Source organism: Allobosea sp. GW821-FHT03A12 (genome assembly GCF_058986765.1).
The window spans coordinates 764066-787450 of record NZ_JBYSVZ010000003.1; the positions used below are offsets into that span (position 1 = coordinate 764066).

Sequence of the window (23385 nt, forward strand, 5' to 3'; positions counted from 1 at the left end):
TCAGCCTTCGAAGATCGCGCTGAAGCGCTTGCGGGCGGCCGGCTCGTCGGCCAGCGCCTTGGCGGCGTCGAACGGCATCAGCTTGATCGCGCCGCGGGCGGGGTAGCCGGCCGGCAGGGCGACGTCCGGATGGGCCGAGACATAGCCCTGCTTCAGCGCCAGTTCCTGGCCGTCCTTGGAGATCAGGAAGTCGACGAAAGCCTTGGCAGCCTCCGGGTTCTTGCTGCTCTTCAGGATCGCGACCGGCTCGCTCACCGCCGAGACACCTTCCTTCGGAAAGACGAACTCGACCGGCGCGCCCTTGGCCTTCTCGCGGATCGGCATGAAGTCGACGATCATGCCGTAGAGCTTCTCGCCGGTGGCGACCTGGCGCAGGATGTCGCCATTGGCGCCGGCGGCGAGCGTGCCGTTCTCCTTCAGCTTCTCGTAGAAGCTCCAGCCGCCGGGCAGGTTGCCGGTCAGCGTGATCGTGTGGATCATCGCAGCGCCCGAGTTCAGCGGGCTCGGCATGGCAAGCTGGCCCTTGGCCTCGGGCTTGGCGAGGTCGAGCCAGCTCTCCGGCTTCAGTGCCGCCTTGCTGTTGTAGACGATGCCGGTGGTGATCAGCTTGGTCGCGAACCACATCTTCTCGGGATCGTGCACGCCGGCCGGGAAGGCCGAGACGTCGGCCTTGTCATGGGCGAGCAGGCGGCCTTCCGTCTTCAGGCCTTCCATGGTCACGGCGTCGGCGATCAGCAGCACGTCGGCCTGCGGCGCACCGGCCTCGATCTCGGCCCGGAGCTTGGCCATCACGCGCGGCGTGCCGTCGCGCACGAAGCTGATCTCGACCTTGGGGTATTTTGCCTTGAAGGCGTCGATCGTCTGCTGGGCGTCGGTGTTGGGTTGGCTGGTGTAGAGCACCAGCTTGCCTTCGACGGCGCCGGCAGCATTGAGAGCCGGGAGGGCCAGGCCGAGCGCGAGGGCGGCGGTGGCAGCAAGGGCGCGCATATGAAACTCCGCTGGTCTGCCGCGCGGCGAGATCGCGCGAACATCAGGATATGGATTGTGCAGCGCGGGGTAAGCTGCACTCATGACACATCCGTGACGCCGTCCTCTTTGACGCGGCCGAGCTGCGCCGTCAAAGCCGATTCATACAGGTCTGGCGGACGGGGCGGAGGAAGCCTCCGCTCGAACGTCGCATGAAAATCGTGCAACCCAGCCGCTTGTGAGTTGCATGGCTCATCGACTAGTGTTTATGAGGAGCGAGCAAAAAAGCTCAATTTAAACGTTTGAAATGGGAGGATGCCATGAAATCCGTGCGCTCTCTGGCTGCCGGCGCAGCCTTGGCCGCCATCGCCGCCGGCTGGTCCGGAGCGGCGCTCGCCCAGGAGACGGTGACGGTCTGGTTCACCAAGGGCTTCTACAAAGGCGAGGACGATGCGTTGCTCGCCGTCGTAGACAAGTTCCAGAAGGCGACGGGCGTCAAGGTCGACCTCTCCCTCTATGCCACCGAGGACTGCGTCACCAAGTCGGTCGGCGCCGTCCAGGCGGGCACGCCGCCCGATGTCGGCTTCTGCACCACCTATGATTTCCGCACCACCGGGCAGTGGGCCTTCGAGGGCAAGCTCGAGGACGTCAGCGACGTGCTGACGCCGATCAAGGATCAGATCCAGCCGCAGGCGCTGGCGACGACCTTCCTGATGAACGACAAGACCAAGAAGAAGGCCTACTACGCCTTCCCGGTCCAGCAGCAGATGATGCACATCACCTACTGGAAGGACATGCTGGAAGAGGCCGGCTTCAAGGAAAGCGACATCCCAAAGGGCTGGGACGGCTACTGGGACTTCTGGTGCGACAAAGTCCAGGGCGCGCTGCGCGCCAAAGGCAAGCGCATCTACGCCGTCGGCCATCCGATGGGCGTCGCCGCCTCGGACACCTTCTATTCCTTCCTGACCTTCGCCAACGCCTTCAACGCCAAGGTCGTCGACGAGAACGGCAAGATCGTGCTCGACGAGCCGGCCAACAAGGCGGCGATGGTCAAGGCGGTGAAGGACTATTCCAATATCGCCCAGCGCGGCTGCACGCCGCCTTCCTCGGTGAACTGGCTCGACCCCGACAACAACGTCGCCTTCCACAACCGCACGACGGTGCTGACCCACAACGCCACGATCTCGATCGCGGCCAAGCACCTCGACGACATGAACAACCAGGCCCTGACGCAGGAACAGCGCGACCAGGCCAAGAAGAACTATTACGACAACATCCGCACGGCCGAGTTCCCGAACAAGCCGGACGGCTCGCCGATGACCAACCTCGCCGCGGTCAAGACCGCCGTCGTCTTCGCCGACGGCAAGAACAAGAAGCGGGGCAAGGAGTTCATGGCCTTCATGATGAAGGATGAGAACCTGCGTCCCTTCGTCGAGGGCTCGGTCGGCCGCTGGTTCCCGACCACGATCGAGGCCGCCAAGGCCGAGTTCTGGACGGGCGCCGATCCGCACCGCAAGATCGTCTACAAGCAGTACACGGACGGCACCGTGCCGTTCCAGTTCGTCTACAACTACAAGTTCACCACGGTGAACGCCGAGAACGTCTGGGCCAAGGCGGTCAACCGCGTCGTCCAGGACAAGATCTCGCCCGAGCAGGCGGTCGACGAGATGATCGCCCGCATCAAGCAGATCGCCGGCTGACGCCGGTCTGACGCAAGCTGATGAATACGGCATCCCGCGGCGCTCGCGCCGCGGGATGCCGGCCCATCTTCGCTGCCGGGCGTATCGAGGGAGAACACGATGACCACCACGGCGATGGCACCCCCCGCAACCGTTTCAGCCGATGCCACCTCCGGGCAGGCGCGCGACCGCGTGCTCTGGGGCGTGCTGATGCTCGCGCCCTATCTCCTCGTCTTCGCGGTGATGGTGGTCTATCCCGTCGCCTACGGCCTCTGGCTCGGCCTCAACTGGCAGTCCTACAAGGCGCTCTTCGCCGACCCGATCTTCATCCGCACGATGGTCAACACCGTCGTCTTCCTGTTCATCGCGGTGAACCTGAAGTTCATCATCGCGATGATGCTGTCGGGCTTCTTCGTCCAGCAGCGCGCCTGGGTCCGCATCATCCTGGTGCTGTTCATCCTGCCCTGGGCGGTGCCGTCGATCCCAACCATCCTGTCCTTCCGGATCATGCTCAACCCTGAGAACGGCATGATCAACCAGCAGCTCTTCCAGTGGTTCGGCATCGTCGAGGGGCCGGGCTGGCTGACCGACCCGAAGCTGGCCTTCGCCTCCTCGATCGTCGTCCATATCTGGAAGTCGCTGCCGTTCTGGACGCTGATCCTCGTCACCGGCCGCCTCGCCATCGCAGCCGACCTTTATGAGGCCGCCAGCGTCGACGGCGCCAACAAATGGCAGCAGTTCCGCTTCATCACCTGGCCGTCTTTGGCGACGCTCTATGTCACCTCGACGCTGCTCTCGATGATCTGGACGCTCGGCGACTTCAACAGCGTCTACCTGCTCACCGGCGGCGGCCCGGGCGACCTCAACCATGTGCTGGCGACGCTCGGCATCCGCTATATGCGCAACAACAATCTCGACCTCGGCATCGCCTCGATCATCTGCGCCATGCCGCTGATCCTGCCCATGGTCTGGTTCATGGTGAAGCGCCTCTCGAAGGGAGCCGAGTGATGAAAAAGGTTCTCGACGAGGGCAAGCTGATCCTGATCGCCATTCCCGTGCTGATCTGGACGCTGCTGCCGATCTACCACCTCTTCGTGTTGTCGATCTCTACGCAGGAATCGATGCTCGCCGGCAAGCTCTGGCCGGAGAAGCCGACGCTGCAGAACTTCCAGATCGTCTTCAACCAGCAGCACTACTACCTGACGAATTTCTGGGTGCAGCTGTTCAACAGCTTCCTCATCGCGATCGCGACCGGGCTGATCACGCTGTTCATCGCGACCTGCGCCGCCTTCGCCATCTCGCGGCTGAAGGCGCCGGGCGGCCGCTCGATCATGAACTTCGCCCTGGCGACCTATCTGATCCCCGCCGCCTTCCTCGCCATCCCGATGTACAAGGCGATGGGCACCTTCGGCTTGCTCAACACCCGCGTCGCGCTGATCCTCGCCATGGTGGCGCTGGCTTCGCCCTATGCGATCTGGGTGCTGAAGCAGGCGTCCGACAAGCTGCCCAAGGAGCTCGACGAGGCCGCGATCATGGACGGCGCCAACTCGCTGCAGCTCTTCCGGCTGGTCTACCTGCCGCTGATGAAGCCTTCCATGGTGGTGATCGGCATCTATGCGCTGCTGCTGGCCTGGAACGAGTATCTCTACGCCTTTCTGCTGCTCTCCAGCGAGAAGGCGGTGCCGCTCGCCGTCGGCCTCGGCCTCTTCCTCTCGGCCGACGATGCGCCCTGGAACCTCTTGATGACGGCCGGTCTGATCTACGCCATCCCGCCGGCGGTGATCTATTACGGCTTCCGCAAGAACATGGTCTCTGGCCTGACCGCGGGCGCCGTGAAGAGCTGACGACGGCATCGGCGAGGCGACCCGGCGAGAGCTGATGCAGAGCCGGGTTGCTTCGCTTTCGCTCGCAATGACGGTCGGCAGGCCTCATATTGGCGGCAGGATCGATGACAACCCTTACGGATGACGTGATGACCGCCTCAAAGCTAGACCAGCTCCGCGCCATGACCACCGTGGTCGCCGACACCGGCGACATCGAGGCCGTGCGCCGGCTGAAGCCCGTCGATTGCACCACCAATCCGACGCTGCTGCTCAAGGCGGTGGAGACGCCGGCCTATGCCGGTCTCGTCGAGGAGGCGATTGCCTGGGGTAAGCGCCAGGGTGGTGCGGGCGCGGTCGAGGCGGTCTGTGACCGGCTGGCCGTCACCTTCGGCACCGAGTTGACCAAGATCGTCCCCGGCCGGGTCTCGACCGAGGTCGATGCCGATCTCTCCTTCGATACCGAGGCGACGATCGCCAAGGCGCGCGCCATCATCGCCGCCTATAAGGAGCGCGGCGTCGGGCGCGAGCGCATCCTGATCAAGATCGCCTCGACCTGGGAGGGCATCCAGGCTGCTCGCGTCCTTCAGGCCGAGGGTATCGACTGCAATCTGACCCTGCTCTTCGCCTTGCCGCAGGCGGTCGCGGCGGCCGATGCCAAAGCCTTCCTGATCTCGCCCTTCGTCGGCCGCATTCTCGACTGGCACGTCAAGGCCGGCGGCGGCCCCTATACGCCTGAGACCGATCCCGGCGTCGTCTCGGTCCACGGCATCTACAGCTATTACAAGGCCTATGGCATCGACACGGTGGTGATGGGCGCTTCTTTCCGCAACACCGGCGAGATCGAGGCGCTCGCCGGCTGCGACCGGCTGACGATCGGCCCCGGCCTGCTCGACGAGCTCGCGGCGGCGACCGGCGATCTCCCGCGCAAGCTCTCGCCGGAGACATCAGGCAAGGCTCCGGCCAAGCTCGATCTTGACGAGAAGGCCTTCCGCTTCGCCATGAACGAAGACGCCATGGCGACGGAAAAACTCGGCGAGGGCATTCGCGGCTTCGTCAAGGATCTGCGCAGCCTGCGCAAGCTCGTCGCCGCCAAGCTCGACGAGGCCAAGGCGGCGTGAGCCCGGCGGCTTCGCTGAAGGTCGCCGTCGTCACCGGCGGCGCCAAGGGCATCGGTCGCGCCGTCTGCGAACGGCTTGCCGCCGATGGCTTCCTCCCGGTCGTCTGGGATCTCAAGGAGGGCGAGGGCGGTCACGCCTTCGTCGCCTGCGACGTCACCGACGAGGCGCAGGTCGCCGCCGCGCTCGAACGAACCGAACGTGAGCACGGACCGGTCGCGGTGCTCGTTAACAATGCCGGGCTGACCGGTCCCTCGACCACGGTTGCCGAGACGCCATTGGCGCAATGGCAGACGATTCAGGCGGTCAACCTGACCGGCACTTTCCTTTGCTCGCGCACGGTCGCAGCCGCGATGGTGCCGCGCGGCTATGGCCGCATCGTCAACATAGCCTCGCTGGCCGGCAAGGAAGGCACGCCGACACTCTCGGCCTACAGCGCCGCCAAGGCCGGCGTGATCGCGTTGACCAAGGCGCATGGTAAGGAACTCGCCGGCAGCGGCGTACTGGTCAACGCCGTGGCGCCGGCGGCGATCGAGACTGAATTGCTGCAGCAGATGAGCGCCGAAACGGTTGCGGTCATGATCGGCAAGAGCCCGCTGAAGCGGCTCGGCAAGGTCGACGAACTGGCGGAGCTGGTCGCCTGGCTCGCCAGCGAGAAATGCAGCTTCTCGACCGGCGCCGTCTTCGATCTCTCGGGTGGCCGCGCGACCTACTGAGCCTGCGCGGTGGCGTTGGGATCGACCTTGGTCATCGCAGGAATGACCGGCGCGGTGGCTGACGGCGTGAAATAGGCCCGTCCGCGTGCCGCGGCCGCTTCCAACGTCTGCTGTTGGGCCTTCGGCAGCCGCTTGGTGTCTTCCAGCGCTGTGAACGCGCTGCTCGCATGCTCCGAGGAGCGTTGTCCGTCGAAGACGACAATTCCACGGCTGGTCACGACGATGTCGCCCTTCCGCAGCGTCGGATCGCGCAGATACCAATAGCTGTCGCTGGCCGCATCGAGCTTGACCGCGGGCTCCGCCGGCTTCGTGCTGGCCTGTCGGAGCTTGCTGGGCTTCGGCTTGATGGCCGGTCCGTCCGGAATGCCGACCGCGGCGGGCGGGGTCGGATTGCCGAAGATCGCCCGGGTGAGATCGTCGAGGAAGCCCGCAGCCTGTGCCTGCGGCGCCATGGCGAGGCCGAAGCTGCCGGCAAGGCCGATCGCCAGGATCATCCGTCGTGTCATGGTCGAACCTCCTGTTCGTGCACTGCCCGGTTGCGTCGCGCTTGTTCGCGTCAGTGCCGCAATCGATCGGAGCAGGCGCCGCTCCTCTCAAACGAGGCACGGCCAGGAAAGTTCGATCGCTCCGTTGCATCACCATTGCGCCGGGCCACATGCCGGCGGCTGCGTACACGATTGCGCGCGTGCTCTGGCGGGTGTGGCGGCGCGGGTGTAGGCATCCGGTCTCGTCCACGCAGGCTGGGCCGGCTGTCATGGCGATCCGCTCTCTCCTCGCGCTGCTGCTATCCGCCACCCTTGCGACAGGGGCGGCGGCCGAGCCCTCAGGCGCGCTTCGGCAGGGATCGGGCGAAGTCTCCTTCACCGCCAGGCGCTTCGGCGTGCCGACGGCCTCGGGCATCTTCGATCGTGTCGACGGCGCCGTTGCGCTCGATTTCGAGCATCCCGAGCGCAGCCGCATCAGGATGACGATAGAAACAGTCTCGCTTCACACCGGCACCGCTTTGGTCGACGGCTTCATCAAGGGCGAGAGCATGCTCGATGTCGGCCACCACCCAACGGCGAGCTTCGTCTCCGAACAGGTCAGCCGCATCGACGGTCGCAGCCTCGCGATCCGCGGCCGGCTGACGATCCGCGGTACCACGCAAGCGGTGAACGTCAGCGCGATCGCCGAGCGCGACCCGGCGGAGTTGCGGCCCGGCGAGCGGCTTCCCTTCCGTGCGACCACAGCTTTCTCGCGCAACGCCTTCGCCATCGGGCGCGACGTCAACGTTGTAGACGATCAGGTCGATCTGGCGATCCGCGGCGAGATTCTCCGCTGAGCGGCGCTCGTCCTCGCAGGAGAGGGCTCGGATTTGCGATGCGCCCGAGACGCTGGCATCCCCTGATCATCGTGCTGCACTGGCTGACGCTGGCGCTGATCCTCGTGCAGTTCGGGCTGGCGCGGCTGATGCGCGACGAGACGCGCGACCTGATCAGCCGCTTTCCGCTCTACCAATGGCACAAATCCATCGGGCTCACGGTCGCGGCGCTCGTCTTCCTGCGCCTCCTGTTGCGGCTGGCCTTGCCGGAGCCGCAGTCGCTCGCCCTGCCGGCCTGGCAGGCGCTCGCCGCGGCAAGCGTCCGGGCCGGGCTTTATCTCTGCCTGCTCGCGCTGCCGCTGACCGGCCTGCTGATGGTCTCGGCGGCGCCGATCCAGATCCCGACGCTGTTCTATGGCTGGATCGCCGTGCCGCACCCGATCGGCCCGGACAAGGCGATCTACGAGGCGATGCTGCGCCTGCACGAGGCGCTCTTCACCACGCTGGCCGTGCTCGCCGCGATCCATGCCGGCGCGGCCCTGTTCCATCAGTTCGTGCTGAAGGACGGGCTGATGCGCCGGATCTGGTTCGGTCGCGATCAGCCCTTGCCCTGAGCCTCCAGCGCCTCGGCGCGGATGGTCGAGAGCGATTTCGCCGGGGTGATCGCCTCGGGATCGAGCAGGCAATGGATGATCGCCGGCTTGCCGCTGGCGACGGCGCGTTCGAAGGCCGGCGCGAACTCCTCGGTCGTCTCGACCCGCTCACCATGGCCGCCGAAGGCCTTGGCATAGGCGGCGAAGTCGGGGTTCTTCAGCATCGTCGCCGAGACGCGGCCGGGATAATGCTTCTCCTGGTGCATGCGGATCGTGCCGTACATGCCGTTATCGACGACGATGACGATCGCCGGCAGGTCGTACTGCACCGCCGTCGCGAAATCCTGGCCGTTCATCAGGAAGCAGCCATCGCCGGCGAAGGCGATCACGGTGCGGTCAGGGAAGAGCCGCTTGGCGCCGATCGCCGCCGGCACGCCATAGCCCATCGAGCCCGAGGTCGGCGCCAACTGCGTCGCGAACTTGGTGAAGCGGTGGAAGCGATGCACCCAGGTCGCGTAATTGCCGGCGCCATTGCATAGGATCGCATCGGCCGGGAGGTTGCGGCGCAGCCAGGTCACCATCTCGCCGGGATGGAACTTGCCCGGCACCGGCGCCGGCTGCTCGCTCCAGGCGAGATAGGCGTCATGCGCTTGGGCCGCCGCGCCGGCCCACGGGATCACCTGCGGCGGATGCACCGTCTCGAGCGCCGCGCAGAAGGCGGTCGGCGAGGCGTTGATCGCCAGCTCCGGCCGGTAGACGCGGCCGAGCTCTTCCGCATCGGGGTGGACATGCACCAGCGGCCGGCCGGGATTGGGAATGCCGAACAGCGTGTAGGACTGGCTCGGCATTTCCGACAGGCGCCCGCCGACCAGGAGCACGAGGTCGCTGTCCTGGATGCGCTTCAGCAGCTTCGGATTGGGGCCAATGCCGAGATCCCCGGCGAAGTTCGGATGATCGGCCGGGAAGACCATCTGCCGGCGGAACGAGACCGCGACCGGCAGGTCGAAGCGCTCGGCGAAGCGCTGGAAGCGTGCGATCGCCTGCGGGTCCCAGCGCGAGCCGCCAAGGATGGCGATCGGCGCCTTCGCCGCCCAGAGCCGCTTCTGCAGGTCGATCGTCTGCAGCAGGGAAGGGTGCGTCTCGGTGACCTGATAGGGCTGCGCATCCGGCACGTCGGCGAGGTCGGTCAGCACGTCCTCCGGCAGCGCGATCACCACCGGGCCGGGCCGGCCGGCGGTCGCGACATGGAAGGCGCGGCTGATGATCTCGGGAATGCGCGCGGCATCGTCTATCTCGGTCGCCCATTTCGTCATCGTGCCGAAGACGGCGCGGTAGTCGAGCTCCTGGAAGGCCTCGCGCTCGCGCATGCCGCGTTCGATCTGGCCGACGAACAGGATCATCGGCGTCGAATCCTGGTCGGCGATATGGATGCCGGGCGAGGCGTTGGTCGCGCCGGGGCCGCGCGTCACGAAGCAGATGCCGGGCTTGCCGGTCAGCTTGCCGGCGGCTTCCGCCATCATCGCCGCGCCGCCTTCGGCCCGGCAGATCGTGACCTTCATGTCGGCGTCGTGCAACGCATCGAGCACGGCAAGATAGCTCTCGCCCGGCACACAGAAGGCGTCGGTCGCGCCATGGATCAGGAGTTGGTCGACGAGGATCTGCCCGCCAGTGCGCTCAACCATTGTGCGGCCCTCCCCAGGCCGGATCGTTCAGGATGTCCTCGGCATGCTCGCCGAGGCGCGGGCTCGGACGGCTCGCGACCTGCCTGACGCCGTCGAGCACGATCGGCGAGGCGACGGTCGGGGTCGAGCCGGCTTTGGCCGCCGGGTTCTTCAGATCGACGCGCACACCACGGGCCTTGACCTGCGGGTCGGCGAAGACCTCCTCGATCGTGTTGATCGGGCCGGCCGGCACGCCGACCGCCTCCAGCTTCGCCAGCAGGTCGAGCTTGGCGAAACGGCCGGTCAGCGCATTGAGGCGCGCCGTCAGGGCGACGCGGTTGGCGACGCGTGAGCGGTTGTCGAGATAGTCGGGCTCGGCTGCGAAGCCGGCATCGCCTACCACCTCGCAGAGCTTGCGCCACTGCCCGTCATTGCCGGTGGCGATGATGATGTGCCCGTCCGCCACCGGGAAGACGTCATAGGGCACGATGTTTGGGTGGGCGTTGCCAAGGCGCTGCGGCGCCTTGCCGGAAGTGAGATAGTTCATCGCCTGGTTGCCGAGCACGGCGACCTGGGCATCGAGCAACGCCATGTCGAGGACAGCGCCTTCGCCTGTCGTATCACGCCGGCGGAGCGCAGCGAGGATGCCGGTCGTGGCGTAGAGGCCGGTATAGATGTCGGCGACGGCATAACCCGCCTTCATCGGCGCGCCCTGCGGCTCGCCGGTGACCGACATCGGCCCGCCCATGCCCTGGACCAGGAAGTCGTAGCCGGCGCGTGGCGCATAAGGGCCGTCCTGGCCGAAGCCGGTGACCGAGCAATAGATCAGCCGCGGATAGGCCTTGCGCATCGCGGCGGCATCGAGCCCGTATTTGACGAGCCCGCCGACCTTGAAGTTCTCGATCACCACATCGGCATGGGACGCGAGGCGGTGCACCAGCGCCTGGCCTTCCTCGGTGCGGAAATCGGCCGTGATCGAGCGCTTGCCGCGATTGGCCGAGTGGAAATAGGCGGCGGAGAGATGCTCCTCGCCCGTGCCCTCGACGAAGGGCGGCCCCCATTTGCGGGTATCGTCGCCCTCCGGCGCTTCGACCTTGACGACATCGGCGCCGAGATCGGCAAGGAGCTGGCCGATCCAGGGGCCTGCGAGGATGCGCGCCAGTTCAAGGACGCGCAGGCCGGCGAGGGGAGGGGTCATCCTGCTACGCTGCTCCGCTCGCCAAGAATTGCCGGACTATGATCGGCCATCAGCCGAGCCACGATCCGCGCGATATTATGTGCATCGTCAGCACCACGATGATGCTGGCCTTCCAAGCGCATTCCGTAGGCCTCCAAGGCGCGAGCCATCCCCATCTGCTTGCTGCGTCCGGTCAGCTGCGCATGCAGCGCCTTGCCGTTGATGTGCTCCGACCCAAAGGGGTAGTCGACCTGCTTGTGCTCGCAATCGCGTGTGAACTGCTTGCGATCGTAGTCGCCCCAGGACAGCCAGATCCGGTTTTCCACGTCGAACTGGGTCACCAGCTTGCTGCAGGCTTCCGAGAAGAGCAGGCCGTCAGAGACATCATCGGCCCGGATGCCGGTCAGCTCCGTGCAGAACGGGCTGACCTGCGATAGCTCGGGACGGACCTTCAGCGATTGAGGCGGCGTGATCGCCCCTGTCTTCGTATCCAGCACGCAGATGCCGATCTCGATGATCTCGTTGACCTGGCCGGGTGGGGGCTCCCCCTCCCAGCAGGTCGCTTCGACATCAACGATGTTGATCAGCATGACGCGTTGGATATCTCAGAAGAACGCCTGCAGCCCGGTGACGGCCCGGCCGAGGATCAGCGCGTGGACGTCGTGCGTGCCCTCATAGGTGTTGACCGTCTCGAGGTTCGCCGCATGGCGCATGACATGGTACTCGATCGAGATGCCGTTGCCGCCGTGCATGTCGCGGGCTGCGCGGGCGATGTCGAGCGCCTTGCCGCAATTGTTGCGCTTCACCAGGGAGATCATCTCCGGCGCCATCTTGCCTTCGTCGAGCAGGCGGCCGACCCGGAGCGAACCCTGCAGGCCGAGCGTGATTTCGGTCACCATGTCGGCGAGCTTCTTCTGGAAGAGCTGCGTCTGGGCGAGGGGCTTGTTGAACTGCTTGCGGTCGAGCCCGTATTGGCGGGCGCGGTGGAAGCAGTCTTCGGCGGCGCCCATCGCGCCCCAGGAGATGCCGTAGCGGGCGCGGTTGAGGCAGCCGAACGGACCCTTCAGGCCCGAGACGTTCGGCAGCAGGTTCTCTTCCGGCACGATCACGCCGTCCATGACGACTTCGCCGGTGATCGAGGCACGCAGCGAGAGCTTACCGCCGATCTTCGGGGCGGAGAGACCCTTCATACCCTTTTCGAGGATGAAGCCGCGGATCTGGTTGTCATGCGCAGCCGACTTCGCCCAGATGACGAAGACGTCGGCGATCGGCGAGTTCGAGATCCACATCTTCGAGCCGGTCAGCTTGTAGCCGTCGGCGACCTTCTCGGCGCGGGTCTTCATCCCGGCCGGATCGGAGCCGGCGTCGGGCTCGGTCAGGCCGAAGCAGCCGACCCATTCGCCCGAACCGAGCTTGGGCAGGTACTTCTTGCGCTGGTTCTCGTCGCCATAGGCGTAGATCGGGTACATCACCAGCGAGGACTGCACGCTCATCATCGAGCGGTAGCCGGAGTCGACGCGCTCGACCTCGCGGGCGACGAGGCCGTAGGAAACGTAGTTGGCGCCGGCGCAACCATATTCCTCAGGAACGGTCACGCCGAGCAGGCCGAGTTCGCCCATTTCGTTGAAGATACCGCGCTCGGTCTTTTCCTCGAGATAGGCCTCGGCGACGCGTGGCTGCAGTTTCTCCTGCGCGTATTGGCGGGCCGTGTCGCGGATCAGCCGCTCATCCTCGCTGAGCTGCTCGTCGATCAGGAAGGGGTCTTCCCAGTTGAACTCCGCCAGCTTGTGGCTATGGGCGGTCTTGCGCGCGGCCTCGGCCATGGTGCTCTCCCTGTTTTTCCTTGCCCACCGTCATTGCGAGGAGCGTAGCGACGAAGCAATCCAGGGGGGCGTGGAGCGCTGCCGCCCCTGGATTGCTTCGCTGCGCTCGCAATGACGGTGTGGTTCCTCAGTTCACAATCTCACGCATCCACGTCGAAGCTGACGCCCTGCGCCAGCGGCAGCGTGGTGCCGTAGTTCAGTGTGTTGGTGGAGCGGCGCATATAGGCCTTCCAGGCGTCCGAGCCGGCCTCGCGGCCGCCGCCCGTCTCCTTCTCACCACCGAAGGCGCCGCCGATCTCGGCGCCGGACGGGCCGATATTGACGTTGGCAATGCCGCAATCCGAGCCCTCGTCGGAGACGAACAGCTCGGCTTCGCGCATGTTGAGCGTGAAGATCGAGGAGGACAGGCCGGCGCCGACCGCGTTCTGAATCGCGATCGCGTCCTCGATCGACTTGTACTTCATCACATAGAGGATCGGCGCGAAGGTCTCGCGCTCGACCGGGCCGCACTGGCTGGGCATCTCGACCAGGGCGGGGCGGACATAGAAGCCGCCGGAGCCGACATCGACCTTCTCGCCGCCATGCACCTTGCCGCCCTCGGCCTTGGCCTCGGACAGCGCTTTCTGCATGCCCTGATAGGCGGCCTCGTCGACCAGCGGGCCGACTAGGATGCCGGCCTCGCGCGGATCGCCAATTTTCACGGAGCCGTAGACCTTGGCGAGCTTCGGCACGAGCTGGTCGTAGACGCTCTCATGCACGATCAGGCGGCGCAAAGTAGTGCAGCGCTGGCCGGCGGTGCCCATCGCCGCGAAGGCGATGCCGCGCAGGGCGATGTCGAGATCGGCGGAAGGGGCGACGATCGCGGCGTTGTTGCCGCCGAGCTCCAGGATGGCGCGGGCGAAGCGGGCGGCGAGCTTCTGGCCGACCTCCTTGCCCATCCGGGTCGAGCCGGTGGCGGAGACGACGGGGACGCGATGATCCTGCACCAGGATGTCGCCGAGCTCGCGGCCGCCGATCAGGATTTCCGAGAGGCCGACCGGGGCCTCGGGACCGAAGCGCTTCATCGTCTTCTCGACGATCGCCTGTACGGCGAGCGCGGTCAGCGGGGTCTTTTCCGACGGCTTCCAGACGACGCTGTCGCCGCAGACGAAGGCGAGCGCCGCATTCCACGACCAGACCGCGACCGGGAAGTTGAAGGCCGAGATCACACCGACCACGCCGATCGGGTGCCAGGTCTCCATCATGCGATGGTTCGGGCGCTCCGTTGCGATGGTGAGACCGTAAAGCTGGCGCGACAGGCCGACGGCGAAGTCGCAGATGTCGATCATCTCCTGGACCTCGCCGAGGCCCTCAGAGGTGACCTTGCCGGCTTCCAGCGTCACCAGCAGGCCAAGATCGGCCTTGTGGGTGCGCAGCTCCTCGCCGAGCAGGCGGACGAACTCGCCGCGCCGCGGCGCCGGCACCTTGCGCCAGGCGAGATAGGCGGACTGGGCCCGGCCGATCGCGGCTTCCGCTTCCGCCGGCGAGGTCTCGCGCAGCGTCGCGACGGTCTCGCCGGTGATCGGCGAGCGGGCGCTGAGGCCGGCGCCCGCATAGGCGCTGTCGGCCACACCGAGGCGCTTCAGCAAGGCGAGGGCATCGTTTGGAAGGGAGGTCGTCATGGTTCGCCTGTCTTCTGTCGCCCGCGCGATATCCGCGCTGAGCTGTTGAAACCCGTCGTCATCCCGGACGCAGCAAAGCGGAGATCCGGGATCCATGCTTGAGCCTCAATCGGAAAGGCTCTGGAATGGATCCCGGGCCTCCCTGCGGTCGCCCGGGATGACGGTGAGTGGAAACCCACCAATTCAGCCGTGACAATGCCCTCTTCCAGTCGCTCTCCGCAATCGATATGTTCTCACGACTTGATGAGTTGAGATCATGATCTCGGAGATCGTTCCCGGCCGCCTCTCGGTGCCCTCGCTCTCGGCGCTCGCCGCCTTCGAGGCAGCGGCACGCCATGGCAGTTTCACGCGCGCCGCCGAGGAGCTCAACCTGACGCAAGGTGCCGTCAGCCGCCAGATTGCGCTGCTGGAACAGAATCTGGGCCTCAAGCTGTTCGAGCGCGTGAAGAAGCGCGTCAGCCTGACGCCGGCCGGCGGCGCCTACGCCGCCGAGGTGCGCGACGGGCTCTCGCGACTGGCAGCCGCGACGCTTTCCGCCATGGCCTTCCGCGGCGGCGCCGGCCTGCTCCATCTCGCCATCCTGCCGACCTTCGGCACGCGCTGGCTGATCCCGCGTTTGCCGCGCTTCACCGAGGCGCATCCCGGTGTCACCATCAATTTCTCGACCAAGCTGGTGCCTTTCGACTTTGCCCATGATGCCGCCGACGCCGCCATCCATTTCGGGCTTCCGGTCTGGCCAGGCGCGCGGTTGCACCGCCTGATGGGCGAGGAGGTCGTCCCAGTCGCGGCGCCGGCGCTGGTGGCGCGGGCCGGGATCAAGGAGGCCGCCGACCTGCTGCGCCAGCCCTTGCTGCAGCAATCGACCCGGCCGCGGGCCTGGGCCAATTGGCTGGAGCAACAGGGCCTGCCGCCGGAACGGGCGCTGATGGGGCCGCGCTTCGAGCAGTTCGCCATGGTGGCACAGGCGGCGGTGGCGGGGCTCGGCGTTGCCATCGTCCCGCGCATCCTGGTCGAGGAGGAATTGCGCTCGGGCGCGCTCGTCATTCCGGTCGATCGGCCGGTGCGCGGCCCGGAAGGCTATTACCTCGTCTACCCCGAGGCCAAGGCGAGCCTGCCGGCGGTGGTTGCCTTCCGCGACTGGCTCGTCGGTGAATGTGAGGGGATGAACTAGCCTCTCGACAAGCGCGGGTTGAGTCGTCATTCATGCGCTGAGATCACGAACCATCGCTCGCGCAGGTCACTCATGTCTTCCGCTTCAGCCTCGGCCGACATCGTCATCGTCGGGGGCGCCGCGATCGGCTCCTCCGTTGCCTATCACCTTGCCAGCGACCCTGGCTTCAGGGGCAAGGTGATTGTGGTCGAGAAGGACCCGACCTACCGGCTCTCGGCCTCGGCTCTCTCGGCCGCGTCGATCCGCCAGCAGTTCTCCAGCGCGGTGAACATCCGCGTCTCGCTCTTCGGCATCGCGTTTTTGCGCAACATAGGCCAGCACCTGTCGGTCGACGGCGAGGCGCCCTCGATCGATCTGCACGAGGGCGGCTATCTCTACGTCGCCGGCGATGAGGGGCGTAAGGTTCTCGAACAAAACCAAAGGCTTCAGCAGCAGGAAGGTGCCGATGTTGCGCTTTATGCTGCAGAAATGCTGCGCAGCAAATTCGGCTGGCTCAACACCTCGGATCTCCTCTGCGGCACCTATGGCGTCAGCGGCGAGGGCTGGTTCGATGGTTGGGCCCTGCTTCAGGCTTTCCGCAAGAAGGCGCGTTCGCTCGGCGTCGAATATCGCCAGGGCGAGGTCACTGGCTATGTGGTCGAAGGCGGCCGCGTCACCGGCGTCGAGCTGGCTGATGGCAGCCGCATCGCCTGCGCTGCGGCAGTCAACGCCTCGGGCACCCATGGCGCCAGGCTCGCCGCGACCGCCGGCGTCGCCATCCCCGTCAAATCGATGAAGCGCTATGTCTACAGCTTCACCTGCAAGGGCGAGGTCGACAACTGCCCGCTGCTGATCGACACCTCCGGCGCCTATGTCCGCCCCGAGGGCAAGCGCGGCAACGACGGCCAGATGTTCATCTGCGGCTCCTCGCCGCCGGAGGAACTCGATCGCGAATGGGTCGAGACCGACGCCGATGTCGAGGATGTCGACTGGTCCTTCTTCGAGGAATATGTCTGGGCGCCGCTCGCCCATCGCATCCCGGCTTTCGAGGCGATCAAGCCCGGCCGCGCCTGGGCCGGCCCCTATGACATGAACGGGCTCGACGGCAACGCCATCCTCGGCCCGGCCGTCGGCGTGCCCAATCTCTATCTCGCCAACGGCTTCTCCGGCCACGGCCTGCAGCAATCGCCGGCGGTCGGCCGCGGCCTCGCCGAGCACATCGTCAACGGCCGCTACCTCACGCTCGATCTCGCCGATCTCGGCCATGAGCGCATCGTCGCCGGAACGCCCCTGCGCGAGGCCAACATCATCTGATATCAACTCCTGCCAACCCTCATCCTTCGAGACGCCGCCAAGGCGGCTCCTCAGGATGAGGGCTGATGGGAATGACCGTTGGTGGGAGTGCGCGTCATGATCGACACGGCCTATGTCACGACCATGGCGCGCTACAACCGCTGGCAGAACCGCAGCCTCTACGAGGCGGCGGACACACTCACCGACGAGGCGCGCCGGCAGGACCGGGGCGCCTTCTTCCGCTCGATCCACGGCACCTTCTGCCATCTGCTCTGGGCCGACCAGACCTGGCTGTCGCGCTTTGCAGGGACGCCGAAGCCGGCCGTGCCCAATCGCGAGTCTTCGACGATGATCGCGGACTGGCAGGAGCTCAAGGCCGCACGTCGCGATTTCGACAAGACGATGCTGGGTTGGGCAGAAGATCTCTCGCCGGAATGGCTCTCCCAGGATGTGACCTGGATCGCGAGCTTGACCGGTCAGCAGATGACGATGCCGGCGCCGATCCTCGTCATGCATTTTTTCAACCACCAGACCCATCATCGCGGTCAGGTCCATGCCATGCTGACGGCGGCGGGAGCGAAGCCGGATGATACCGACCTGATGCTGGTGGAGCTGCGCGGATAAGAAGGCGCGTCATTCCCGGGCGGAGCGAAGCGCAGACCCGGGAATCTCATGACGAGAAGGCGCTGACCGGGACCTCCTCCGGCCTGGAATGCTCGGGTCAAGCCCGAGCATGACGCGTCTTGGTCATTCTGCCGCTTTCACTCTGCGCCGCGGCCGTGGTTCCTTTTCTTCATCCTCGTCATCCCCGACATCATCCGGGATCGCCGCCGTCGTATGCTGGCTCAACTTCTGGAACAGGCCGAGCCCGACCAGCGCCGCCACCGCGACCAGCATCAGCAGGGACGGGAACAGGATGTCGGCCGGCTTGTCGCGCGCGGCCTTGGTGATCAGCACCAGTGATTCCAGGCTGAGCGCGACGATGATGATCGTCATGAACTTGGTCAGCGAGCCGCGTGCCTCCGCCGGCCGCCGCAATTCACGGTCGGCGATGACCTCCTCCTCGAACAGGAACTTGCCGACATCGGCGACCGCGACTGCGATGATCACCAGACCGATCCCGTCGAGCATGGTGTCGAGCGCGCCTTCGCCGGTTCGGAAGCCGGTGAAGGTGCGCGAGACCGCGACCGCCATCAGCAGGACGGAAGCCAGCAGCAAGGCGCCCGCGATGCCGGAATAGAGCAGGCGGCTGAATAAGGTCATCGCGCGAATCCCCCCGTGGTGCTGCGCCATGAACCCGGCAGACGGCGACTCGTTCCCGCCACCTGCTGCCAGGGGCGTCATCGCGGGATGGCGGCGATGCAGCGGCGTCATGGGCTTACGCCTTGCGGGCGTTTCGCCGGCAATGCCATGGTCGCGCACCTTGCGGCCGGAGCGCGCCATGATCGACACGAGCAACCTGATCGCCTTCATCCTGCTCGCCTTCGGCATGGTGCTGACGCCGGGGCCGAACATGATCTACCTGATCTCGCGCTCGATCTCGCAGGGGCCGGGCTCGGGCCTGATCTCGCTCGGCGGCATCGCGCTCGGCTTTGTCTTCTATGTTGTCTGCGCTGCCTTCGGCATCACGGCGCTGCTCTTCGCCGTTCCGTACGCTTATGACGCGCTGCGACTGGTCGGCGCCGCCTATCTGCTCTGGCTCGCCTGGCAGGCGGTTCGGCCGGGTGGCAGCTCGCCGTTCCATGTCCGCGAGCTCAAGCATGACGGGCCGCGCAAGCTCTTCATGATGGGCTTCCTCACCAGCCTGCTGAATCCGAAGATCGCGATGTTCTACCTGGCGCTGCTGCCGCAGTTCATCGATCCGGCTGCGGGCAGCGTGCTGGCGCAGTCGATCATCCTTGGCTTCATCCAGATCATCGTCTCGGTCAGCGTCAACACGCTGATCACTTTCGCCGCCGGCGGCATCGCCATCTTCCTGCGCACGCGTCCGTTCTGGTCGCTGGTGCAGCGCTGGCTGATGGCGACGATGCTCGCCGGCTTTGCCGTGCGCATGGCGGCCGAAGCGCGCCGCTGATCGGCAATCCGCAACGATTTCTGCACGTTTAGCAGGGCTTTTGCATCGCGCAGTTCGGTCGTGGACAGCCGGTGATGCCGGGCGCGGTGCACAGGGCAGGGGTTTTTCATGAGTATCGCCAACGGCCGGGTCCTGCTCGCAATGCCGGGCCCGACCAATATTCCCGATCGCGTCCTCCAGGCGATGATGCGCCCGGCCGAGGAGCTTGCCTCGAAGACGATCGTCGACCTGACCGAGACCCTGCTGGACGATCTCAAGGCGGTCTTCCGCACGACGGGAGAGACTTTCCTCTATGCCGCCAACGGCCATGGCGGCTGGGAAGCGGCGCTGACCAATGTCCTCTCGCGCGGCGACAAGGTGCTGGTGCTCGCCAGCGGCCGCTTCGCCATCGGCTGGGGCGAGATGGCCCGCTTCATGGGGGCGGATGTCGAGGTGCTCGCGGGGTCCTGGCGCGCGGCTGTCGATCCGGCAGCGGTGGAAGCGCGCTTGCGGCAGGACAGGGATCACGCGATCAAGGCTGTGCTGACGGTCCAGATCGACACCGCCTCGGGCGTGGTCAACGACATCCAAGCGATCCGCCGCGCCATCGATGCCGCCGGCCATCCGGCGCTGTACATGGTCGACGGCGTCGCCGCGCTCGGCTGCATGCCGTTCGAGATGGACGACTTCGGTGTCGACGTCGCGATGTCCGCATCGCAGAAGGGGCTGATGACACCGCCCGGGCTCGCCTTCGCCGCGGCGAACGGCAAGGCGCTGCATGCGCACCGGCAGGCGAATATGCGCACGCCCTATTGGGATTGGACCGCGCGCCTGGACCCGCTGCTCTACATGAAGCATTGCGGCACGCCGCCCGAGCATCTGATGTTCGGCCTGCGCGCCGCGCTCGACATGATCCTCACCGAGGGCCTCGAAGCCGTCTGGCGGCGCCACGCCTTGCTGGCGGCTGCGACGCAGGCTGCCATGTCGAAATGGGCAGAAGGCCAGGTCCTGAGTTTCAATGTTGTCGAGCCGTCGCAGCGCGCCCCGTCGGTCACCACCATCCTGGTCGACGGCGATCCGGCTGAAATCACCGACTATGCGCGGGACGTCTGCGGCGTGACGCTCGGCCTCGCCATCGGCGATCTCACCGGCAAGGCCTTCCGCATCGCCCATATGGGCCATGTCAACGCGCCGATGGTGCTGGGCAGCCTGAGCGCGGTCGAGATGGCGCTGCAGGCGAAAGGCATCCCGCATGGCGATGGCGGTGTCGCCGCTGCCATCGCCTATCTCGGCGCCAATGCGCGCGAGGTGGCGGCCTAGCCGCCCCGCCGGGGCGGATCGCTCAAATACCGTCTCAAGCCGCCGAGACGCGCTGCAGGAACTGGTGAACCGCGCTCTCGAGCTCTTCGGCCTTGCCTTCGAGCGCCGTGGTCGAGGCGAGCACCGCGCTCGCGACCTCATGGGTCTGGTTGGCCGAGCCGCGGATATTGTTGGTGGTCTGTGCCAGGTATTCCGTGCCGGTCGCGACTTCAGCGATGCTGCGACTGATGACATGGGTCATCTGGCCCTGCTCCTCCAGGGCTGCCGCGATCGAGATCGTCCGCTCGTCCATGTCGGCCATGCCGGCGGTCAGCCTGGCGATCGTCTCGACCACGCCGGAGGTCGCCTGCTTGATCTCGGCGATCTGCCCGGCGATGTCCTGCGTCGCCAGCGCGGTCTGGTGCGACAGGCTCTTCACCTCGGCGGCGACCACGGCGAAGCCCTTGCCGGCATCTCCGGCGCGCGCCGCCTCGATCGTGGCGTTGAGCGCCAGGAGATTGGTCTGCTCGGCGATGCCGCGGATCAGGGCGACGATGCCGTCGATGCGCTGCACGGACTGGTCGAGCACGTCGACCGAACCGGCGGTGGTGCGAGCGCAGCCGTTCATCTCGGCGACCAGCGCCTGTGAGGTACCGAGCTGGCGATCGATCGCCGTGATCGCGGTCGAGAGCTGTTCCGTCGCGGTGGCAACGTCCGAGACGTTGCGCGAGGATTGCTCGGAGGTCGAGGCCACGGCGGTGACCTCGCCATTGGCGATGTCGGCGATCTCGTTCAGGGAGGCGGCGCGGCCCCTCAGGCCGCGGATATCCTGCAGGACCGTATCGAGTGTCGCGACGAACTGCGTGTTGAAGCCGGCGACGATGTCCTGCGTCGTCTTGCGGCGCGCCGCCTCGCGCTCCATGTCGCGCAATTGCGCCTGATGCAGCTCCTCGGCCTGCGCGGTGGCGTCGCGGCGCGCCTCGTTGGCCATGTCTCCGGCGGCGGCGAGGGTTCTGCTCTGTTGCTGGACGATCCAGAGCAGAAGGCCGAGTTGGATGAGAACGCAGGCGAAAAAGAGGGCATCGTCCTGCAACGCCAAGCCCGCTTGAGGCAGGGATGAGTGGAGAATGGCGACATGGCCGAGCGCGACGATGGTGACCGCCACGAGCGGTTGCCAGGCGCACCATCCGGCCGAGAGCGTCAGCATGATCAGGAGCACGGCGTGGCCGGCTTCGTGCCATTCGGTTCCCTTGAGCGCATAAGTGAAGGCGAGCGCGCTGCAGGTCGCTCCCAGCGAAAGGACGAGCTGCGTTGCCACCCCGGCCGGGTCGCGCCGCCAGACGAGGGTCCCCAAGGCTGCCAGCCCGACCGTCGTCAGCAGGGGGAGCAGATGTTGGACGGTGCCGGACGCGAACGTGGCCAGCAGCGTGGCCGGCACGCAAAGCCAGAGCAGCAGCGTCAGCGCCTCGCCGACGCGCAACCGTAGCTGCGTCAGATAGGTCGCGGCGGAATCTGTCTGCATTCGCCGATAGCCTGTGAGCGTCCGATTTGGGACGGCCGATGGAAGCCGGCAGGCCAATCCCCCCTCTGCAGCCTGCCTGGCCTGGCTGAATTTTCGCTTAACCAAGCCGGCAATACCGGCCGCAATCGCCCCGTCCAGGCCGGGCCGCGCCGGAGGTCTGCCGGGCTTGCGTGCCTCTCCTATCGGCGCTCGCGCGGCTTGGCTAAGCTCATCGCCGCATCATCAGCCGGAAGCCCAACATGACCGACACGACACAGGAAGAAGCCCGCATCCTCGCCTGGCTCGGCGAGCGCAAGCAGGCGATGATCGATCTGCTGCGCGAGATGGTCGACACCGATTCCGGCTCCTACGACAAGGCCGGCGTCGACCGGGCCGGGCAGGTGCTGGCCCGTTTCCATGAGGCGAACGGGCTCTCCGTCGAGATCGTGCCGGATGCGCGCTATGGCGATGCGGTCAAGGCGCGGCTGCCCAACCCGACCGCGAACGACCAGCGGCCGATCCTGCTGCTCGGTCACCGCGACACCGTCTTCCCCGAGGGCGAGCCGACTCGCCGGCCCTTCACCATCCGTGACGGTCGCGCTTATGGGCCGGGCGTCGCCGACATGAAGGCGGGTCTCGTGATCGAGGCCTTCGTCGCCGCCGCCTTCGCCGCCAATGGCGGCCTCAAGGCGCCATTGATGATGCTGACCACCAGCGACGAGGAGATCGCCTCGCCGTCGTCACGCCCGGTGATCGAGGCGGCGGCGCGCGAGTCGCGTTGTGTCTTCAACGCCGAGCCGAGCCGGTTGCCGTCCGGTACGGATTACGGCCGCGACCACAAGCAGTCGATCACCTCGGGCCGCAAGGGCGGCGTCTTCATGCGCGCCGAGTTCCTGGGCAAGGCGGCCCATTCCGGCGCGAACTACGAGAAGGGCGTCTCCGCCATCGTCGATCTCGGCCACAAGATCCCGCGCTTGCAGGGGCTGACCGATCTTGCCGCCGGCGTCACCGTCAATGTCGGGCTGATCGGTGGCGGCCAGACCGTCAACACCGTCGCGCCATCGGCCTGGTGCGAGATCGACCTGCGCTACAAGACGGCGGCGCAGCGTGCCGAGCTGGTCGAGGCGATCCGCGAGATCGTAGAGACGCCGGTGGTGGAAGGTTCCTCGGCCAAGCTGATCATCAAGGGTGAGTTCGTCCCGCTGGAGCAGACGCCGGATTCGCTCCTGCTCTACGACACCTATCGCGAGGCGGCGGCCGGCCTCGGCATCGCCGTGACCGCGGAGTACACCGGCGGCTGCGCCGATTCCGGCTTCACCGCGGCGCAGGGCTGCCCGACTCTGTGCAGCGTCGGCCCGGTCGGCGGCATGGCCCATACGCCGGACGAATTCCTCGAGGTCGAGAGCATCGTTCCGGCGGCGCAGACCCTGGCGCTGGCGGTGATGCGGACGGCGGCGAGGATGGAGTGAGGTAAGGCGCGTCATGCTCGGGCTTGACCCGAATATCTCAGGCCGGAGGAGGCTCCGCTTGGCGCCTTTCCGTCCCGAGATTCTCGGCTCTGCGCTGCGCTCCGGC

22 protein-coding genes are annotated in these 23385 nt (G+C 66.4%); 13 read left to right on the top strand and 9 right to left on the bottom strand.

Translation table 11 applies throughout. The features are described from left to right. Entirely contained in the window at positions 1-987 is a 987-nt protein-coding gene (locus AC3WLC_RS11165) for an ABC transporter substrate-binding protein (RefSeq protein ID WP_493683991.1), read from the bottom strand. 308 nt (positions 988-1295) lie between these two features. Between AC3WLC_RS11165 and AC3WLC_RS11170 the strand changes: the two genes are divergently transcribed. The 5 genes from AC3WLC_RS11170 (at position 1296) to AC3WLC_RS11190 (ending at position 6299) form a co-directional block, all read left to right on the top strand. Beyond that, the gene (locus tag AC3WLC_RS11170) at positions 1296-2666 is read left to right on the top strand and encodes an ABC transporter substrate-binding protein (protein WP_493684542.1); all 1371 of its coding nucleotides are present in this window, start codon (positions 1296-1298) and stop codon (positions 2664-2666) included. Positions 2667-2780: 114 nt separating this feature from the next. Beyond that, entirely contained in the window at positions 2781-3653 is an 873-nt protein-coding gene (locus AC3WLC_RS11175) for a carbohydrate ABC transporter permease (RefSeq protein ID WP_493684543.1), read from the top strand. Then, a complete protein-coding gene (locus tag AC3WLC_RS11180; RefSeq protein ID WP_346363508.1) occupies positions 3653-4489 on the top strand; it encodes a carbohydrate ABC transporter permease in 837 nt (278 codons plus the stop codon). Before AC3WLC_RS11175 ends, AC3WLC_RS11180 begins: the two co-directional genes overlap by 1 nt. A 128-nt stretch (positions 4490-4617) precedes the next feature. Continuing rightward, positions 4618-5586: a transaldolase gene (gene tal, locus AC3WLC_RS11185; protein WP_493683992.1), complete on the top strand. Its 969-nt coding sequence runs from the start codon at positions 4618-4620 to the stop codon at positions 5584-5586. Beyond that, positions 5583-6299 (top strand): SDR family NAD(P)-dependent oxidoreductase, encoded by a 717-nt coding sequence (locus AC3WLC_RS11190; RefSeq protein ID WP_493683993.1) that lies wholly within the window; start codon positions 5583-5585, stop codon positions 6297-6299. Before tal ends, AC3WLC_RS11190 begins: the two co-directional genes overlap by 4 nt. Here AC3WLC_RS11190 and AC3WLC_RS11195 read toward each other — a convergent pair. Further along, complete coding sequence (locus AC3WLC_RS11195) at positions 6293-6805, bottom strand: hypothetical protein (protein WP_493683994.1); 513 nt, start codon at positions 6803-6805, stop codon at positions 6293-6295. The genes AC3WLC_RS11190 and AC3WLC_RS11195 overlap by 7 nt on opposite strands. A gap of 248 nt (positions 6806-7053) precedes the next feature. On the opposite strand from AC3WLC_RS11195, the gene AC3WLC_RS11200 reads away from it, so the two are divergent. Next, positions 7054-7620 carry a YceI family protein gene (locus AC3WLC_RS11200; RefSeq protein ID WP_493683995.1) on the top strand — a complete coding sequence of 189 codons (567 nt, stop codon included), beginning with the start codon at positions 7054-7056 and terminating at the stop codon, positions 7618-7620. Positions 7621-7658: 38 nt separating this feature from the next. Then, the gene (locus tag AC3WLC_RS11205) at positions 7659-8213 is read left to right on the top strand and encodes a cytochrome b (RefSeq protein ID WP_493683997.1); all 555 of its coding nucleotides are present in this window, start codon (positions 7659-7661) and stop codon (positions 8211-8213) included. Here AC3WLC_RS11205 and AC3WLC_RS11210 read toward each other — a convergent pair. The 5 genes from AC3WLC_RS11210 to amaB all read right to left on the bottom strand — a co-directional run bounded on the left by AC3WLC_RS11210 (position 8198) and on the right by amaB (position 14514). Beyond that, positions 8198-9874 carry a thiamine pyrophosphate-binding protein gene (locus tag AC3WLC_RS11210; RefSeq protein WP_493683998.1) on the bottom strand — a complete coding sequence of 559 codons (1677 nt, stop codon included), beginning with the start codon at positions 9872-9874 and terminating at the stop codon, positions 8198-8200. The genes AC3WLC_RS11205 and AC3WLC_RS11210 overlap by 16 nt on opposite strands. Continuing rightward, positions 9867-11051, bottom strand: coding sequence for a CaiB/BaiF CoA transferase family protein (locus AC3WLC_RS11215; protein WP_493683999.1), 1185 nt, complete (start codon positions 11049-11051; stop codon positions 9867-9869). Before AC3WLC_RS11215 ends, AC3WLC_RS11210 begins: the two co-directional genes overlap by 8 nt. Then, positions 11048-11620 (bottom strand): 3'-5' exonuclease, encoded by a 573-nt coding sequence (locus AC3WLC_RS11220; protein ID WP_493684000.1) that lies wholly within the window; start codon positions 11618-11620, stop codon positions 11048-11050. Before AC3WLC_RS11220 ends, AC3WLC_RS11215 begins: the two co-directional genes overlap by 4 nt. Positions 11621-11635: 15 nt before the next feature. Beyond that, positions 11636-12853, bottom strand: coding sequence for an acyl-CoA dehydrogenase (locus AC3WLC_RS11225; protein ID WP_493684002.1), 1218 nt, complete (start codon positions 12851-12853; stop codon positions 11636-11638). Positions 12854-12993: 140 nt separating this feature from the next. Beyond that, entirely contained in the window at positions 12994-14514 is a 1521-nt protein-coding gene (amaB, locus tag AC3WLC_RS11230) for an L-piperidine-6-carboxylate dehydrogenase (protein ID WP_493684003.1), read from the bottom strand. 256 nt (positions 14515-14770) lie between these two features. On the opposite strand from amaB, the gene AC3WLC_RS11235 reads away from it, so the two are divergent. The 3 genes from AC3WLC_RS11235 to AC3WLC_RS11245 all read left to right on the top strand — a co-directional run bounded on the left by AC3WLC_RS11235 (position 14771) and on the right by AC3WLC_RS11245 (position 17581). Beyond that, positions 14771-15685 carry a LysR family transcriptional regulator gene (locus AC3WLC_RS11235; RefSeq protein ID WP_493684004.1) on the top strand — a complete coding sequence of 305 codons (915 nt, stop codon included), beginning with the start codon at positions 14771-14773 and terminating at the stop codon, positions 15683-15685. 72 nt (positions 15686-15757) lie between these two features. Then, entirely contained in the window at positions 15758-16978 is a 1221-nt protein-coding gene (locus AC3WLC_RS11240) for an NAD(P)/FAD-dependent oxidoreductase (RefSeq protein WP_493684005.1), read from the top strand. Between the two features lie 96 nt (positions 16979-17074). Next, positions 17075-17581: a DinB family protein gene (locus tag AC3WLC_RS11245; RefSeq protein WP_493684006.1), complete on the top strand. Its 507-nt coding sequence runs from the start codon at positions 17075-17077 to the stop codon at positions 17579-17581. A 123-nt stretch (positions 17582-17704) separates the two neighbouring features. Here the strand turns inward: AC3WLC_RS11245 and AC3WLC_RS11250 are convergent, their stop codons facing one another. Continuing rightward, complete coding sequence (locus tag AC3WLC_RS11250) at positions 17705-18220, bottom strand: GNAT family acetyltransferase (protein ID WP_493684007.1); 516 nt, start codon at positions 18218-18220, stop codon at positions 17705-17707. 178 nt (positions 18221-18398) lie between these two features. Here AC3WLC_RS11250 and AC3WLC_RS11255 point away from each other — a divergent pair, with 178 nt between their 5' ends. Together AC3WLC_RS11255 and AC3WLC_RS11260 are read left to right on the top strand one after the other, a co-directional pair. Continuing rightward, the gene (locus tag AC3WLC_RS11255; RefSeq protein WP_493684009.1) at positions 18399-19031 is read left to right on the top strand and encodes a LysE family translocator; all 633 of its coding nucleotides are present in this window, start codon (positions 18399-18401) and stop codon (positions 19029-19031) included. Between the two features lie 108 nt (positions 19032-19139). Further along, positions 19140-20330 carry a pyridoxal-phosphate-dependent aminotransferase family protein gene (locus tag AC3WLC_RS11260; RefSeq protein ID WP_493684010.1) on the top strand — a complete coding sequence of 397 codons (1191 nt, stop codon included), beginning with the start codon at positions 19140-19142 and terminating at the stop codon, positions 20328-20330. Between the two features lie 34 nt (positions 20331-20364). On the opposite strand, the gene AC3WLC_RS11265 is transcribed toward AC3WLC_RS11260, so the two are convergent. After that, positions 20365-21831: a methyl-accepting chemotaxis protein gene (locus AC3WLC_RS11265; protein WP_493684011.1), complete on the bottom strand. Its 1467-nt coding sequence runs from the start codon at positions 21829-21831 to the stop codon at positions 20365-20367. A 239-nt stretch (positions 21832-22070) separates the two neighbouring features. Between AC3WLC_RS11265 and AC3WLC_RS11270 the strand changes: the two genes are divergently transcribed. Further along, positions 22071-23279, top strand: coding sequence for a M20 family metallopeptidase (locus AC3WLC_RS11270; RefSeq protein WP_493684012.1), 1209 nt, complete (start codon positions 22071-22073; stop codon positions 23277-23279). The last annotated feature ends 106 nt before the right edge of the window (positions 23280-23385 follow it).